Origin of the sequence: Nonomuraea basaltis, from assembly GCF_005893125.1 — a bacterium.
Classification (GTDB): domain Bacteria; phylum Actinomycetota; class Actinomycetes; order Streptosporangiales; family Streptosporangiaceae; genus Nonomuraea; species Nonomuraea basaltis.
Genome location: NZ_VCJS01000275.1, coordinates 1 through 15,160, shown reverse-complemented (window position 1 = coordinate 15,160; position 15,160 = coordinate 1). Strand labels below are relative to the sequence as shown.

The following is a 15,160-nucleotide window of genomic DNA, read 5'->3' as shown; positions in this document are numbered from 1 at the left end:
CACCCGCACTGCCCACCGCCTCCCGAGACGAGCGGCACCTCGCCCCGGCCGACCGCTGCAGACAACAACAGGTCCTGGCCCTCCTCCACCAAGACCCCCAACCGCCCCTGGCCGGCCCGCGACATCGCCCGCCACCTCGGCGATGTCACCCTGAACACCATCTACCGGCAGCTCTCCCGCTGGGCCGACAGCCGACTCATCCGTAAGATCAGGCCAGGCGTCTACACCGCCGGGCCAATCTCCCCAGCGCTCTTGCCAGCAGCCCAGAAACCTTAACTACGGGCCTTAGGGGAAGCTCAAACTGTGGGCGGTGTGGATTCACCGCCTGGCGCACCAGCTGTATCGGCTGGGCGTGCCGTCTGTACCTCGCCTGATCTCCCAACTCGCCCGCGCTTACCGGGATCGAGATCCACCCTGGCGCCCGGATTGGGCGCGGTTGTTCATCGATCACGGTGCGTGTGTGGTCATCGGCGAGACTGCCGCGGTCGGCGACGTCACCCCTACCACCGCGTCACCCTCGGTGGCCGCAGATTCCCCAGCGACGGCAAGGGCACGGCACGCCATCCGATCCTCGGTGACCGCGTCACCACTGGATGTGTGCTGTCCAACGCTCCTGCGGGCGCCGGGCTCACCAAGGCGCAACGTCTGCGCCGCCGGGTCGGGCGTGCCCTGGCCAGGGTGCGGCACGCTCACCGAAGATCATTGGACGTCTCACCCGGCCGATTCTCTCAGCCGCCGCGGTGACCCGCGTGGCGTGGCCGGTTCGCGTTCCGACCAGGGCAGGCGTGGACAGCACGATGTGAGTGCCGGTGCTGTCCACGAGTCTGTCTGCGACCGGGCGGACCCAGACGCGGGGCCGCGAAGGCTGCGGTGTCATCGGCGCCGGTCTGATCCCCTGTCCGAGGGCCGACTACCGGAAGGCGCGGTGGAGCTGGGTCATGGTGTGCTCGACGCGGCTCTTGTTGCCGACGACCACGTAGGTCTCGTAGTTGACCTTGTCTCCCCTGTCCATGGCTCCACCGGGGCTGGTGACCTGGATGGTGTTCTCGCCGAAGTGGCCGTTGTAGTCCATGGGCGGGCGGGTCATCGTGTAATAGTAGGCCTTGGCGCCGAGAACTTCGGGCTTGACGTACATGCCGAGGCAGTAGTCGCCGTCGTCCGTGCAACGGACCATGGGGTCCTTGCTCGCGTGAGAGTCCACGGGCTTGGGCGACAGGCGACCGGTGGCGGGGCTGTAGGAGAAGACCTTCGTGAAATCCGGCTGCAGGTAGGCGACGAGGACGCCACTGAAGTGGTCGTGTCGTTCGTCGTCCGAGGTGATCGTGGCGGCAGCGCGGAAGACGTTCTCCAGCGCGGGCACGTCGTGATCGGGGGCGAGCTCGATCTCGGTCTTCAGCCAGTACGGCGACAGTCCCATGGTGAACGGGACGCGCTTGTCCTGATGGTCGGCGCTGCGGCAGTTGCCCCAGGCCGGTTTCGTGTCCGCGAGGGTCACGAACATCGCGGGCCTCACCGCCGTGCGGATGGAGCTGCCGGACCCGGCCATGGCGTAGAGCGCGCTCGTGCTGGGACCGTGGTAAGGAGGCGGCTGGCCCACGTCGTCCAGGCGAGTGCCGGCCTGCGTGGGGTTGTAGCACTCGGTCGCCGCCTCACCCTCCTGCCAGGCGTGGAAGGCGTACTGGAGGGCGGCGCCGTGGCCGCCGCTGGAGATGAACTCCTTGTTGTTCACCTTGACCGACGCGATCGCGCCGGCCAGCGCCGTCGACGTCGTGACCGCCAGCCTGTTGCGTTTGTCGACCAGGACGGACGCCGTGACGTCCTGGAACGTCCGGTCGTAGTTCTTCTTCGTGGCGCAGTTGGACTTGTACGTGAGCACGAAGTCGTTGTAGGCCGAGCTGCTCCGTGGCGGCGCCTCGCACGAGCTCTGCGCGGCTGTCGCTGCCACGGGAGTGACCAGCGCCGTCATGACCGTGACCGCGGCCAGTACGGCCCCCTGTCGGATGGATCTCATGATCGGATTAAACCGGCATCCGGCGATGCGGCGGGATCTGTTCAAGAAAAGGGCAAATGTTGGGGTTGCCGGTTCGAGTGACCCACCAAGCAGGTCGGTTGGCGGATCGACGACGGTGATGTGTTCCAGGCGGCGATCGAGCACGCCGGTTGGGGATGATGACACGCTAACGCGCCCCTCTTCTTGGTCGACTGGCGTGGACACGCAATGATCAGTGCCTGCGCTTGTTAAGGCGCGGTGATGGCGCGGCCCTTGTTGTCGGTCTTGGCGGGATCGTTGATGTAGTTGTCCTGCCACTCACTCCAGCCGTAGCTCAGGCTCTTGCGTTCCACGTATCGGGCGCCCCAGCCGGTGCCGGAGAAGCGATTGTTGACGGCTCGCATGTGCTTGCCGTACACGTGTCCGAAGCCTGCTTCCAGGCCGAGCTGATAGCCGCCGCCCTCGAGCAGGTTCTGCTCGATGGTCACCTGGTCGATGTCGGCGCCGAGCGTCTGAATGAACAGCGCGCCGGTGTCGTTTCCCGATGAGCAGTCGATGCGGTTGCCACGGAAGACGGCTCTGCGGTCGGGCGTGCTCGTCGTCACGAAGTCCCGGATGGTGGCGCCGTCATTGTGCGACTCACCGTCCGATCGGAGTTGGTGGATGTAATTGCCTTCCGCGATGGCGTCCAGGCGCTTTCCCGTGTTGTAGAAGCAGATGCCCGAACCCATGCCGTGCATGCGGTTACGCTGCAGAATTCCGACGCCGAGGAACGCGCACGAGCCCGCGATGGTCTTGGCGCTCAGCTTCGATCCGTCGAAGTCGGAGTCACGAATCGTCACCTTCCCCGGAGTCACCGCGCAACTGCTGCCCGTGCATTCGCCGGTGGTGGTCACCAACGGCTGCGTGATCCCGAGTTTCTTCGGGCGGATGCATGAGCGTTCGACGAGGATGTCGCCAGCTGACAGGTCCAGCTGGGTCTCTATGAGCTTGCCGGAGATTGTGGTTCCTGCGGCGGGCTTGCTGCTGCCCATATAGACCGGGAGGGAGTCACAGGACAGGCCGATCGCCTTGAGGCCGGTATTCGCCGCGGTGAGCTCCCAGCCAGGCAACCCCTTCGGCGGCGCGGTCGGGGTTGCGGTGGGTTTCAGGCTGCTCGTGGGGCTCGGACTAACGGTGGGTTTCGGGCTGCTGGTGGGGCTCGGACTAACGGTGGGTTTCGGGCTGCTGGTGCCGCTCAGAGTGGGCGTGGGCGTGGGGCCGCACGTCAGGCGAACCATGTTCGAGCGCTGCCTGTGCCCGTCTCCGTCGAGCCCGATCACGTAGAGGGGACGGCTCGTGCAACGGAGGCTCACCGCGACGTCGCCGTTCGTCACGGTACGAGACGTGCTCTTGAGCACCCGGTCTGGGCCCGGTCGGGACTGCATGATGCGCACTTGGAGAGTCGCGGGGTTCTGGCAGCCGATCCTGGTGGCCGTTCCGCGGATGACGCCTCCCGCGCCAAGGGTAGGTGTCGCCGCCACCAGGCGGCACACGTCATCGATCGTGGCTTGTGACATGGCGCTGGCTTGAGTCCCGGGCATTATCAGAGCTGTGAGATACACTAAAATTGTTAGATATTTTCGCAAGACTTCTCCTATGACGTGTCTGCGCAGGATGACTCCGTCAATCGATGCCTTTCATTCAGGTCGACATGAGACGGTCTCCGTACACAGTTCTGCGAGCTGCCGAGCCGCATTACCGGCGATGGCGGCATCAGATGCGGTCTCGTTCGCACGCGGGCGTCGTGCACATCCTGCGTCGATTTCTGCTCACCGTATGAGGCGTGCGGATGAGCCTAGCCGCACAACAGCGGCAGGAAATATCCGCGTTACGTCTGATCCACTGCGCATTCGGGATAGCGGAAGCATCACCGGCAACACTCTTAAGAACAAGCTCAGTCGAGCATCTGCACGTGCTGTGCCGGAACATCTGACGGGACAACGACGTCCTCGGTTTCGGTCTGGTGAACGTTGGTGGCGATCACCAGAGCGGCGGCCATCGTTGCTGCCGCCGCGACGGCGGCCGCCCGCCAGCGGCGTCGCGGTCGCGTCCGAGCGGAATCTGGTTCCGGTTCCTGTGGCACGCCCATGTCGAGTCGCTTGCGGACCGCGCTCCACGCCGCGGCCGCCTGCTCATCAAGACCGCAGCCGCGGACGAACGCCGTAACCACCTCCCCGCGGGGCAGCGTCTGGCGCCTGAGCATCCCGGCCGCGGTCGAGTACGGCAGGTGGTGGCCGGCCCGCTGCGCATGGGACTGGATGTCGCGGTAGCTGCGCCCGGACCAGGCTTTGAGCCGTTGGAGCGCAGCCACGAACTCGGCGTCGGTGTGCGCGGCAGCGGGGTCGGGACGTCCTGACTGCTCTTCTGATCTGGTGCTCATGACCTGGCAGTACAGCCGAGTCGCACAGATCCGCACAAGCCGGAACAGTACATTCCTTGAGCTCGGGCCCGCGGATCGGGCAGCGTCGAAAGCGTGATCTCCCTCTGGTTCCACGCCGCTCTCGCCGGCGTTTTGATGTCATCTGCTCCGGTCCATCCACGGATCGAGTCGTTTCTTGATCGAACGTTGCCGCCGGGGCCGGGCGGCACGGTGGCCGTGGCTCGCCATGGCAAGCTCGTGCACTGTGCCGGGTTCGGCCTGGCCGACCGCGAGACCAAGACCCCGGCTCGATGCGACACGGCCTACGACGTCATGTCGATCACCAAGCAGTTCACCGCAGCCGCGATCATGAAGCTGCAGATGATGGGCAAGCTGCACACCACCGACCGGCTCGAGGTCCACCTCGGTCCGGTGCCGGCTGACAAGCGCCTGGTCACTGTGCGCCATCTGCTGACCCATACCTCCAGGCTGCGTGACCTCGGCGACGATTACGCCCCCGTCTCCCGCGACACCATGGTGCAACGCGCCCTCGCGTCACCTCTGCGGTCGAGGCCGGGAGCCGAGTTCCACTACTCCAACGTGGGCTACAGTCTGCTGGCCGCCATCGTCGAGCGCGTGTCCGGCAGCTCGTACGAAAGATTCCTGGCTGAGCACCTTTTCGCCCCCGCCGGCATGACCAGCACGGGATACGTGCTGCCCCGCTGGGCGCCCGGCCAGGTCGCGATCGAATACGACAAGCACGGCAACAGACGAGGGCCTCCCACCCGAGCATCCCTGGGCGGCCGATGGCCCCTACTGAGAGACTCTGTCGGGAATCTTGGTGAAGATTGGGCTTATCGCCCTCCCCGCCACCAGACGGGCCGAGGGAAGCCGCGGTTGTCGAGATATCGCTGGAAGATGGTCGGCTGGCGCGGCTGATGACGCTTCGGGGGCTCTCTTGCGGCGAGCCGTTCGATGTTGACGGCGATGGCCGTGAGAACGTGCTGGAGGTGCGTCTTCGCCAAGCCGCGATAACGGCAATCTCGGGCCTGGTGGGCGTTGACCAGCTCACCGACCGTTCCCTCGACACCGGACCTGGAGGCGTAGGCACGCCGCCACTGCTCATCGTGTTGTTCGCCGTGGTTGGCGACTTGGCGTTCGTAAAGGTGGCGAGGCAGGAAGGTCACGGTGCGTCCACTGCGTGGCTCGCGCGATCGGGTGCACTGTTCCCGGTCGGGACAGGGGCCGCAGTAGCGGCGATCGAACTTGACCACGCAGTACGGAGCCTGGGCGGGCGGCTCCAGCCAACTGCTACTGACCTTGCCCTTCGGGCAGGTTACCTGGCGGCGATCGAAGTCGATGGTGAAGTCCTCCAAGGAGAACCCGGCCTGCTCCCGTTGCTGCCTGGAGTTGTTCTTGGGAACCGGCCCGATCAAGGTCACCTGGTGCTCGCGGGCCGCGCGGTCCAGTAACGCGACCGAGATGTAGCCGCCATCGGCCAGGTGTTCATCCGGCAGTAGCCCGCGCTGCTCCAGCCGGGCATGGATGTCGGGCAGTGCCTGCTTGTCGTTGGTGGGCAGGGTGGTGGCCACGTCGGTGACCAGGTTAACGGTGTCGTCCTCGCAGGTTTCGGTGACGTGGATGAGGTAGCCGGTCCAGCGGGTGTCGCCACGCCGCGCCCAGCGCGCCTGCAGATCGTAGGGCGAGACGATCCGCAGTAGGCCCGGCGGCAGCCCGTCCTGCTCGGTGCGCGGCCGGGGCCGGCCGCTGGTGTCGAGGAGAAAGTTCTGCAGGAAGATCTGACGCAGCGCCTCCAGAGGCGGACCGTCGCCGTCGGCGACGTGCTGGAGCAGCAGGTAGGCGTCGGTTCCGGCCTGCTTGAGCCGGGTCTGCGGACGGGTGGGCTGGCCACCGAGCCGGACGGGACGGCCGTAGCGTAGGGCCCACTCCTCATCCACCAGGTCGTCCAGCAGGTGCGGAGTGTCGCGGGCGAGGATCTCCAGGCCGGCGCGGACCGCCTCGGTGACCAGTTCCAGACGGGTCAGGTCGCGTGCCGCCGCCAGCACATACGTGGAGTCGGTGCGTTGCCGACCGCGTTCGGTGACCAGCCCGGCCTCCTTCATCCGAGACAGGGCCAGGTCCAGCAACTCGTCGGCGCGGTCGCCGTCGAGGATGCGGTCACGAAAGTCGGTCAGGACGCTGTGGTGGAAGCCCGGATCGTCCAGTTCAAGGGCCAGGGCGTACTTGAAGTCGATTCGGCAGCGTACGGCCTCGGCGGCCTGCCGGTCGGAGAGGTTGAGCAGGAACTGCAGGACGCACACCGTGGCCAGCTGGGCTGGAGATAGGCCGGGTCGCCCGTCACGCGGGTACCAGGAGGCGAAGTCCTCATCGCGCCATAAGCCGTCGAGATGGTCGCGAACCCACATCGCGGTCGTGCCTTGAGGATTGCTGGCACGAGCCATGCGTGCGGTCAGGGCGGGGACCTCGACGCCACATAGGGGGCGAACAGACACGTGGTGCTCCTGGAGGAAGATCCAAAACAACCACAAGATCATGCCGGACGGAGCCCCTGGACTGGTGGTGATTCAAGATTCCCGACAGAGTCACTCAGTGACCGCATCGCCGGTTCTGTATCGGACCAGATCGTCATCGACTGGTCGGTCACCACGGTACCCGATGGAGGGAAGCCGGAAGAGGGCTCAGTACATCTCAGCCGCCCGTGATCCCGGATGGCGCGGTGCCTCACCACGACCAATCTCAGCCGGACGGTTGATAGATCCGCGACGAGTCTCGGTCAAAAGGCCGAGTTGGGTACACAATCATTTCTGAAACGATCTGTGCTCAGACCAAGCACTGAAAGGGCTGCGGATGAGCACGAAAAAAAAGGGCGTCGTGGCATTTATCGCCATCTGTTTCGGGGCGACGTGGGCATATATTTTCGGGGCGCGATTCCTTTTGGATCTATCCCTGGTCAATCCCCTAGTGCAACTGCCGATGGCGTTTTTTCCAGCCATAGCGGCAATTATTGTCCGCCGTTGGGTCACCAAGGAAGGGTTTCGCGACGCTGGACTAGCGCTCCGCCTCAGCAGCGGCTGGCCGTACTATCTCGTCGCCTGGATGGGCCCGCTGCTCGTTGTCATGGCGGCCGTCGGGTTAGCGGCGGCCTTGGGGCTGTGGAATCCGGACCTGTCGCCGCTGGACACCATAGTAGTGGGGCTGCCTGCCTGGGCATCGCTTTCCCTGCTGATGGCGGTCGTCGTCCTGCTCATCCCCGTTTACTGGGGGGAGGAATTCGGCTGGACCAGCTATCTGAGGATGCGTATCTTCACCGACCGCCCGATTCTGTCCGTAACCGTTACCGGACTTATTTGGGCGGTGTGGCACTACCCGCTGGCCTTCGTCGGCTACATCGAGTTCGAGAACATCCCCCTCGGATTGTTCATCTGGACCGTCACTTTTCTCTTTCAGGAGATCATCCTCGCCTGGCTACGGCTGCGCAGCGGCACCATCTGGACATCAAGTCTGGCCCACGCAGGCAACAACATGGTGATCTTCCTGCTGACCAGCATGCTTCTGCCCAACCTCGACATCAACACCACCACTCTGCTCGTCACCGCCCCGCTCGCCGCGATCAGCGCCTGGATCGTGCTCAGCGGACAGCTCAAGAGCGATAAGGGCGCGGTATCCGAGGACATCCCTCTGGCGGCTTCTGGTCCAATCCCGCGCGGGCGGTCGGCAAGGGCTCTCTTGGATACCGTCACGGTCGCCGGGCAGGGCGATCGACCCAACGATGAGAGGTCCAGGCCTGGCGGATAAGCCTCCGTACACTGGTACCTGCGGGGCAACGGCGGCATGCTCTCCACCGCCCGCGACATGTACCGCTGGCATCGGGTTCTGGAGGCAGACACGATCTTGTCCCGCCGGGCCAAGGCGGAGTTGTTCACCCCGCGGGTGCTCATCGACCGGAAGGCGAAGGTGCACTACGGCTACGGCTGGGGAGTGCTCCCGCGCACCGAGCACGGCCGCGTCGCCGAACATGACGCCGGCAACGACTGGTCCATTGGCGAGTTCGCCCGGTTCCCCGACAAGAGGGTGATGGTGTTCTGGATCACCAACCAGGCGTATCGGGCGGGGAAATGGAACCTCGAGGACATCAACAGCAAGCTCACGTTGGGTCTGGTCCGAGCTTTGTGACCCCGAGCCCTTGGACGATGGGACCGGTCTTCACGTCGCGTATGCGCTGCCGGATGCTGTTCGCGTTCTTCGCCGTTATGGCTCTGGCCGACACCGAGCGGGAAGCCGTTCGCGAAGCCCTCCTTGGGGGCCTCGACGCTGCCGGCCGCAAGGGCAATCCCGGCGGCCGCCTCGCCGTGATCACCGACGAGGCCAGGACGGCCGCACAGGCTGATGCAGTACCTGCGCGACGACGTGGCCGCGCTGTGCCGGGGCCACGTCCGCACCGAGCACGCCCGCCAGCAGCTGCTGTCGGCCGCCGCCCGCGCGGTGCACTGGCCGGGTGGAAAGCCTACGACGCCCGGCCAGCAGGGCCTGACCCAGCACTACGCCACTGCTCGAACGTAAGCATTCATCAGCTCTGTGACGCTGTGTGAAGTCTGCTGGTCAGTTGGTCAGGGCGATCGGGGGCATCCAGAGGTGGCCGGTGAAGGCGCGGCGGATCGCGTCGAAGGCGTTCAGGCCGTGCTTGCGGGCTGAGTCGAGGTAGGAGCGCACCGCGAGCCAGGCGGCGGCGCCGGTCTCGGATTGATGGCAGCCGGAGATCTTCACCTGGGTCTTGATCGGCCGCAGCGCCCGCTCCGCGGTGTTGTTGGACCTCGCCGTCGACTGCGCGTGATTCGGATGATGCGCTATACCCGGCCCGTGTTCGGGTAACGCATCGATTCCATCCGCTGTTCGATCAGGTGCTGGAGTTCGTCAAGCGCCGTAACAACTACGGCAATGATGATCGTGTATACGTCTACGACACGCGCGGTGAGCTGGTCTCATTGCCGGCCGAGTGGACCGACGTCGTCGTTGAGGATCCGTTCGTCGTCATGTCCGATGGTCGTGCGGCGTTCCGCGCAGACGACCTGCTGAAGCTCGCCGATCTCGTCGAGCAGATGCGTGCTGAACGGCTGTCGGCAACGCCGGCGAGTGTCAGGCAGATTACGCCGTGACTGTCATGGCGATTATGCCGATCGTGGTGATGGTGGCCGTGCTGCCACCATGCATATTGATCTTCCAGCGCGAGAGCATCCTGCACAGAAGGATCTGTCGACGGCGTGTCGCCGTGAGATCTGCGACGCTCATGAGCATAATCTCCTGGACGCAATGGTCCGGGAGGTGGCATGCCCAGGCAAAACAGGCCCGACCCGAAGACCGAGGCACTGCGCGCGAGCAGGACGTTGAACCCGCGCCCGCAAGACGTCACCGACGAGGCCTTCCTGTCCGCGGACTTCTTCGACCCCCGCGACCTGGTGCAGGTGAAGTACGAGATGGTGCGCCGGGTCCGCGAGGACGGGGCCAGTGTCAGCACCGCCGCCTCGGCCTTCGGGTTCTCCCGCCAGTCCTTCTACCAGGCAGCCGCCGCGTTGGACGAGGGCGGACTGGCGGCGCTGGTCCCCGCCAAGCCAGGCCCCCGGGGCGCGCACAAGCTCACCCCCGAGGTTCTGGAGCACATCCGGATGCTGCTGGCCACCGATCCCTCACTCCGGCCCGCGGATCTCGCCCAAGCCATCGCCGAGCGGTTCAGCCGGCGGGTGCATCCCCGCTCGATCGAACGCGCGCTCAAGCGCTCCAGCCAGGAGCCCGACCGGAGCACCAAAAGAAGCCGCTGACCCCGGCCCATCGGATACCGACCGCGACAGCGCCAGGCGGCTCCTGGCCGGCTATGAGCAACTTCGAGCAGCAGCTCTCGCCGGTCGATCCGGGTCCTGGCGGCGGGGCTGGAACGTCCTGGCCACTCAGGGTATGGCGGGCTGGATCACCGCGTGGGCCTCCCTGACCCCGCCGGATCCGCCGGCTCGATCGGCACCGTCCGGTGCCGCCGCATCCAGTCCCGCAGGGACGCCGACGCAGTTGTCCATGTCCACCTCGACCCCGTCCACCTCAGCCCGCTCACCGAAGGGAGGTGATCAGCTACCTGCGTCGGAGTCCCTGCCCGACTGCGACCTCGCCCAGATCGTCGCGGTACTGGCGGCGATGACGCTTGCCCACGCCCGCTGACCCGGAGAGAAGATTCAGCCCCCGCCCTGACGGGAAGCTGGCGGCAAGCCGCCGCTGAGCTGTGATTATGCCGAACATTCACGCCCGCCGACGCGGGCCACCGCCCGCTCCCGCCGCATGGTCGGCATAACAGCGATGTCCGCATAAGAAGCATTATGCCGATGTCCGGATAAGGCCTCAGCGATCTGCCGCTTTCGTCTAAGGACCCCTCGACCAGGGCGATCAGGCCCGCCGACGTGTACTTTGACTGGTGTCGCACTGTGAGCACGGACTGGCAGAGCACCCCGCGGTAGCGGCCATGGCCGAATCTTTGCCTCGCCTGATGTCCAAACTTCGGGGCGGAGGCAGGTATTTAGAAGGTGACAGGGATCAGGTGGCCCGGGCGATCGGGCCACGCCATCGTGCCACCAGCCAACCACTTCACCCACCGGACCAGTTCCGCCCCGCCGAGCGCGCCTGGCCGTCTCGGCCATGAGCGTCTACCGCGTGCACGGTTGAGCGACCGAACCGACCAGAACCCGACGCGTGAGCGGTATGCCGGGAGCCGTCGGCGAGCCCCGTTCGCCCACCGCGATCGCCCATCGACTGGACGAACCCCTCGCCCCCCGCGGGCAAGCCGAGCTACGCACCGTCACCACGGCACCGCAACGCGGTGGCTGGGATTCGAACGCGGCGACCATCGGATTGGGCTTGACCGCTGCCATCCAGGTGGGCGTCGATACGTCCTGCCCGGCACGGCTGTCGGCGGAGTGGGCGCTGGCCAGGAACGTGCTCGCCTGACGGCGTCCGCCGCTGTCGCCGTGCCAGGTGGGCTCGTGACAGCCGCACCGTCTTCCCCGCTGGGGAGCCTGCGATGACGGCTCGGCTGACGCTGGCCGAGATCCAGCACCTGCCGGCCGTGGTCGATGTAGTCACCGCGGGTCGGGCGCTCGGGATGGGACGCACCACGGCATACCAACTCGCCAGGCAAGGCCGGTTCCCCTGCCGGATCCTGCGGATCGGCAAGAAGTACCTGGTGCCCACCGCCGCCCTGCTCGCCTTCCTCGGCCACACCGACCACACCGGCACCACCGACGAGAGGAAGGTCGAGACACGCGATGGCTGATGGCAGCACGTTCAAACGCTGCTCCTGCCGAGGAGACGAAGGCAAAGCACTGGGACAGAAATGCCCCAAGCTGCGCCGCCCTGGCGGTGGGTGGAGCTACCGGCATGGCATCTGGCATTACCAGATCGAGCTCCCACCCCGCCCCGACGGAAGGCGGCGCGGCCCGCTGCGCCGCGGTGGCTTCGCCAGCCAAGATGACGCCGAAGCGGAACTCACCCGGGCCCGCGAGCTGCTGGCGTTGGCCGATCCGCGTGAGCCTGCCACCCGCACCCAGATCGCCGATCTGATCAAGCGCACCCTGGCCGAGACCGGAGTACTGCCCGAGGTGGAGACCGTCCGCCGCAAGGTCAAGACACGGCAGGACCTCATCCAGGACATCACCGTAGCCGCCTGGTTGGAGGAGTTCCTCAAACGCAAGAGGAAGATCGAGGAGACCACCCGCCGCTCCTACGAAGGCCACATCCGCCTCTACCTCATCCCGTATCTGGGGCGGCTGCAGTTGGATCAACTGAAAGTCAGCGACATCGCGTTGATGTTCGAACAGATCGAGGAGTTCAACGACACGATCGCCGAACGCCGCGCCAGCCCCGACCCCGCAGTGCGGGCCAGCGTCAAGTACCGGCGGCCGATCAGCATCACCACCATGCACAACATCCGCGCCACCCTCCGCCACGCGCTCAACATGGCCATGCGCCAAGACCGGCTGATCGACTTCAACCCCGCCGCGGTGCTGGAGATGCCGGCCAAGACCCGTCCCAAGCCCTTGGTGTGGACCGAGGATCGGGTCCGCGCCTGGCAGGACGACTTCCGCGAGTATCGCCGCGCGGAAAAGCAGCGCCGGGGCGGGCGCAGAGTCGACCCGATCGACGCCTACACCAGCGTGCCGCGGCCCTCGCCGGTGATGGTCTGGACACCCGCCCAGACCCGGCTGTTCCTGGAAGAGGCCCAGCGGCATCGCCTGTTCGCCCTGTACCGGCTCATCGCGCTGCGTGGGCTGCGCCGCGGCGAGGCGTGCGGGCTGCGCTGGAAGGAGGTCGACCTGGACACCCGCACGCTGACGGTGAACTGGCAGTTGGTGCAGCTGGCCTGGCAGGTGTACGAAGGCGCCCCCAAAACCGACGCCTCAGTGCGGACCATCGCCCTGGACACGGACACCGCCCACGTGCTCCGCGCCCACCGGCAACGACAGCTCCAGGAACGCCTCGCCATGGGGGCAGAGCGGAGGGACACCGGGTTCGTCTTCACCCAGCCGGACGGAGACCGCCTTCACCCGCAGCACGTCTCCGACCAATTCCTCTGGCTGGCCTACCTGGCCGGCCTGCCACCTGTCCGCCTGCACGATCTGCGCCACGGCGCGGCATCCTTGATGCTCGCCGCCGGGGTGGAGATGAAGGTGGTGCAGGAAACGCTGGGACACACCTCCAGCGCCTTCACCGCCGACACCTACACCTCCGTCTACCCGCAAGTGGCCACCGCGGCGGCCGAGAAGACCGCCGCCCTGCTCCTTGACGACGAAGACCAGACACAGCCCGGAAAACTCATCTCACTGAGAGCCTGACCGTCGGATTAAGCATCCGGCCCCGCAGTCGCCGTCTGCTCGCGGCGAGGCGGGGCCGCTGCTCTTCCCGCAGAGCCCAGGGACAGCGGATGGATCATGGTGTGTGCAGGGTTGGTGCACGCGAGCACGCACGGAGCACGATCGCCCTAGAACTTTGCTCCAGGCCGAATCCGCTGGACCGTTCCCGCAGGTCAGGCCCCTGATCAAAGCGCGCCCTGCAGGATTCGAACCTGCGACCGTCGGATTAGAAGTCAAGGTGCCATGGCGGTTGAATCACGCGCCTGATCTGGGAAAACTACAAGACGGCTACGGTGTATCAGAGTGATTGGGCAGACATTGGGCAACGATCAAGCCTGAGAGCCCCTCTGCCGCCCCTTATGGGGCGAACCCCACGATGGGCATGAACCACTCGGAGAACTGCCGTCAGCGAGCGATACGGGAGGGCTGACTGTTCAGGCATACGACTTGGAGCCACCAGATCAGACCAAGAACATCTCGTTCCTTGGAGCGGCCGGGAAGGTAGATGTGCGGCACCCCGTCAGTGATCTGGGGTGTGTTCGCGACTCATACCCGACCGGCGAATTATGTGCTGTTTCTCTGCTGGCCACCTGGCTGGGGAGACGCGATGGTGTGTCTGAAGCGTTGACCTCGTTCGAGGAAGCAGGGGGCGAACGACTCATCTACATCGGAGAGCCAAAGGGCGGCAAGACGGGCAACGAGGCATTCTTTGATGCCCCTGTCCGCTCACTGGAGACTGGACTCCGTAGATTCACACTTTGTTTCGTGGTGGACGGAGACTGACGCCGCGCGGGGCTGGGTTCGGAGCTGAGGACGCGCACAACGTACGCTCTTTGCTCCGCCATTTCCAGCACATACTTCTACTCATCGCATCAGTTTTTTGTTCTTAATTTGCATAGACTATAGTCAATGCAACACCAATGATACCAGCTATGATTGTGGCACTTATTCCTGCCCACTGAAAGGCTGTATGCTTTCTGTCGCGCTCCTTTTCTATTTTCTCTCTAGTCTCTTCGTAAAGCGTTAGTTCAACGAATAGTTCATCAACGGACCTGCGCCCTAGAGCAGCATCCCCATTCTCCAATGACGTAGCGATGTCCTGCAGGCGGTTGGCCCATCTAGGAGACAGCTTGGCGAATGGCCGCCTCCTTTCCAATCCAACAACAATTGCATAGAGGCGGTTTCGGTCTTCAATAGTCAAGGACCCGTATCTTTTGGCAAATGCACCGTTTTCTTGAGTATCAAATTCTTCAATCAATGTCCACAGTGCGCGATCAAAGCTTTTTGAACGAGACTTATTCGCATTCAAGATCGATGCGCGCGTTTCATAATGGCGTTCCAGTTGGGCAATTTGATCATCCAACTCTCGGGTGCCCCTAATGACACTAGCTACGGCTCGCCCGAACATGATCTTGGCTTTTTCAATTCGACGTCTTCTCTGAATCGCACTGAATGCCCAATACAAGTAACCAGCGGCAAATACATAACCCAATATTAGCAAACCAATGGTGGTAAGTAGAGTCGCATTCATGCCATGCCCCGGGCCCACTGAGCGATTAATGAGTGTCCCTAGGAGATTCCCGGCTCACTTCCCGCTCATCGCCTCTTGTCATATTTAGAACGAATTAGCAACATTTCATGACTTAGTTCAATCAAGGTGAGACGTTTATGAGTAGCAAGTACGCGAGACGGTGCCGAACGTAGGGAGGCGGGTCTGGCGCTGCGCAAGCAGATAAAGAGTAAGCATTCAGCAGATCAAGATCATGATGGCGTGAGCGGTGTCCCTGCAATGGGATGATCTTCGTGTGTCGAAGACCCCGGATCGCCGCCCGTCATATGACGAGCTCGCGGCGCTGGTGGTCCGAC

Annotated in this window: 17 protein-coding genes and 1 pseudogene; 12 read left to right on the top strand and 6 right to left on the bottom strand. The window is 64.6% G+C overall.

Annotated features, from left to right (window positions below):
* On the top strand, positions 1-276 hold a 276-nt coding region (locus tag EJK15_RS73715; RefSeq protein ID WP_206061940.1), incomplete at its 5' end, for a hypothetical protein.
* A 634-nt stretch (positions 277-910) separates the two neighbouring features.
* Here the strand turns inward: EJK15_RS73715 and EJK15_RS60180 are convergent.
* Entirely contained in the window at positions 911-2,011 is a 1,101-nt protein-coding gene (locus tag EJK15_RS60180; RefSeq protein ID WP_138719363.1) for a hypothetical protein, read from the bottom strand.
* A 227-nt stretch (positions 2,012-2,238) separates the two neighbouring features.
* Positions 2,239-3,102, bottom strand: a complete 864-nt coding sequence (locus EJK15_RS72045; protein ID WP_171075235.1) for a hypothetical protein — start codon at positions 3,100-3,102, stop codon at positions 2,239-2,241.
* Here EJK15_RS72045 and EJK15_RS72040 point away from each other — a divergent pair.
* On the top strand, positions 3,083-3,316 hold the full coding sequence (locus EJK15_RS72040) for a hypothetical protein (RefSeq protein ID WP_171075234.1): 234 nt from the start codon (positions 3,083-3,085) through the stop codon (positions 3,314-3,316). The genes EJK15_RS72045 and EJK15_RS72040 overlap by 20 nt on opposite strands.
* A gap of 610 nt (positions 3,317-3,926) precedes the next feature.
* Here the strand turns inward: EJK15_RS72040 and EJK15_RS60170 are convergent.
* Entirely contained in the window at positions 3,927-4,412 is a 486-nt protein-coding gene (locus EJK15_RS60170; RefSeq protein ID WP_138719362.1) for a hypothetical protein, read from the bottom strand.
* Between the two features lie 93 nt (positions 4,413-4,505).
* Between EJK15_RS60170 and EJK15_RS60165 the strand changes: the two genes are divergently transcribed.
* Positions 4,506-5,330 carry a serine hydrolase domain-containing protein gene (locus EJK15_RS60165; RefSeq protein ID WP_206061938.1) on the top strand — a complete coding sequence of 275 codons (825 nt, stop codon included), beginning with the start codon at positions 4,506-4,508 and terminating at the stop codon, positions 5,328-5,330.
* On the opposite strand, the gene EJK15_RS60160 is transcribed toward EJK15_RS60165, so the two are convergent.
* Positions 5,246-6,904 carry an IS1182 family transposase gene (locus tag EJK15_RS60160; protein ID WP_206061936.1) on the bottom strand — a complete coding sequence of 553 codons (1,659 nt, stop codon included), beginning with the start codon at positions 6,902-6,904 and terminating at the stop codon, positions 5,246-5,248. The two genes, EJK15_RS60165 and EJK15_RS60160, sit on opposite strands and share 85 nt — an antisense overlap.
* A 355-nt stretch (positions 6,905-7,259) precedes the next feature.
* Here EJK15_RS60160 and EJK15_RS60155 point away from each other — a divergent pair, with 355 nt between their 5' ends.
* From EJK15_RS60155 to EJK15_RS72035, 3 genes are all read left to right on the top strand, one after another.
* Positions 7,260-8,207 (top strand): CPBP family intramembrane glutamic endopeptidase, encoded by a 948-nt coding sequence (locus tag EJK15_RS60155; RefSeq protein ID WP_138719360.1) that lies wholly within the window; start codon positions 7,260-7,262, stop codon positions 8,205-8,207.
* Between the two features lie 18 nt (positions 8,208-8,225).
* A complete protein-coding gene (locus EJK15_RS60150; RefSeq protein WP_338089961.1) occupies positions 8,226-8,585 on the top strand; it encodes a serine hydrolase in 360 nt (119 codons plus the stop codon).
* Between the two features lie 213 nt (positions 8,586-8,798).
* The gene (locus EJK15_RS72035; protein ID WP_171075233.1) at positions 8,799-8,972 is read left to right on the top strand and encodes a hypothetical protein; all 174 of its coding nucleotides are present in this window, start codon (positions 8,799-8,801) and stop codon (positions 8,970-8,972) included.
* Positions 8,973-9,011: 39 nt separating this feature from the next.
* On the opposite strand, the gene EJK15_RS75655 is transcribed toward EJK15_RS72035, so the two are convergent.
* Positions 9,012-9,176 carry a hypothetical protein gene (locus tag EJK15_RS75655; protein WP_240777920.1) on the bottom strand — a complete coding sequence of 55 codons (165 nt, stop codon included), beginning with the start codon at positions 9,174-9,176 and terminating at the stop codon, positions 9,012-9,014.
* Positions 9,177-9,289: 113 nt separating this feature from the next.
* Between EJK15_RS75655 and EJK15_RS60135 the strand changes: the two are divergent.
* The 6 genes and pseudogenes from EJK15_RS60135 to EJK15_RS60115 all read left to right on the top strand — a co-directional run.
* Positions 9,290-9,565 (top strand): annotated as a pseudogene (locus EJK15_RS60135) (DUF5372 family protein); the annotation flags it as partial.
* 171 nt (positions 9,566-9,736) lie between these two features.
* Positions 9,737-10,225, top strand: coding sequence for a helix-turn-helix domain-containing protein (locus EJK15_RS60130; protein WP_138719356.1), 489 nt, complete (start codon positions 9,737-9,739; stop codon positions 10,223-10,225).
* 247 nt (positions 10,226-10,472) lie between these two features.
* Entirely contained in the window at positions 10,473-10,613 is a 141-nt protein-coding gene (locus tag EJK15_RS72030) for a hypothetical protein (RefSeq protein WP_171075232.1), read from the top strand.
* A 525-nt stretch (positions 10,614-11,138) separates the two neighbouring features.
* Positions 11,139-11,393: a hypothetical protein gene (locus EJK15_RS60125; protein WP_138719355.1), complete on the top strand. Its 255-nt coding sequence runs from the start codon at positions 11,139-11,141 to the stop codon at positions 11,391-11,393.
* Between the two features lie 73 nt (positions 11,394-11,466).
* Positions 11,467-11,718, top strand: a complete 252-nt coding sequence (locus EJK15_RS60120) for a helix-turn-helix domain-containing protein (protein ID WP_138719354.1) — start codon at positions 11,467-11,469, stop codon at positions 11,716-11,718.
* The gene (locus EJK15_RS60115; protein WP_138719353.1) at positions 11,711-13,276 is read left to right on the top strand and encodes a tyrosine-type recombinase/integrase; all 1,566 of its coding nucleotides are present in this window, start codon (positions 11,711-11,713) and stop codon (positions 13,274-13,276) included. Before EJK15_RS60120 ends, EJK15_RS60115 begins: the two co-directional genes overlap by 8 nt.
* A gap of 904 nt (positions 13,277-14,180) precedes the next feature.
* Here EJK15_RS60115 and EJK15_RS60110 read toward each other — a convergent pair.
* Entirely contained in the window at positions 14,181-14,825 is a 645-nt protein-coding gene (locus EJK15_RS60110; protein WP_138719352.1) for a hypothetical protein, read from the bottom strand.
* Between the last annotated feature and the right edge of the window lie 335 nt (positions 14,826-15,160).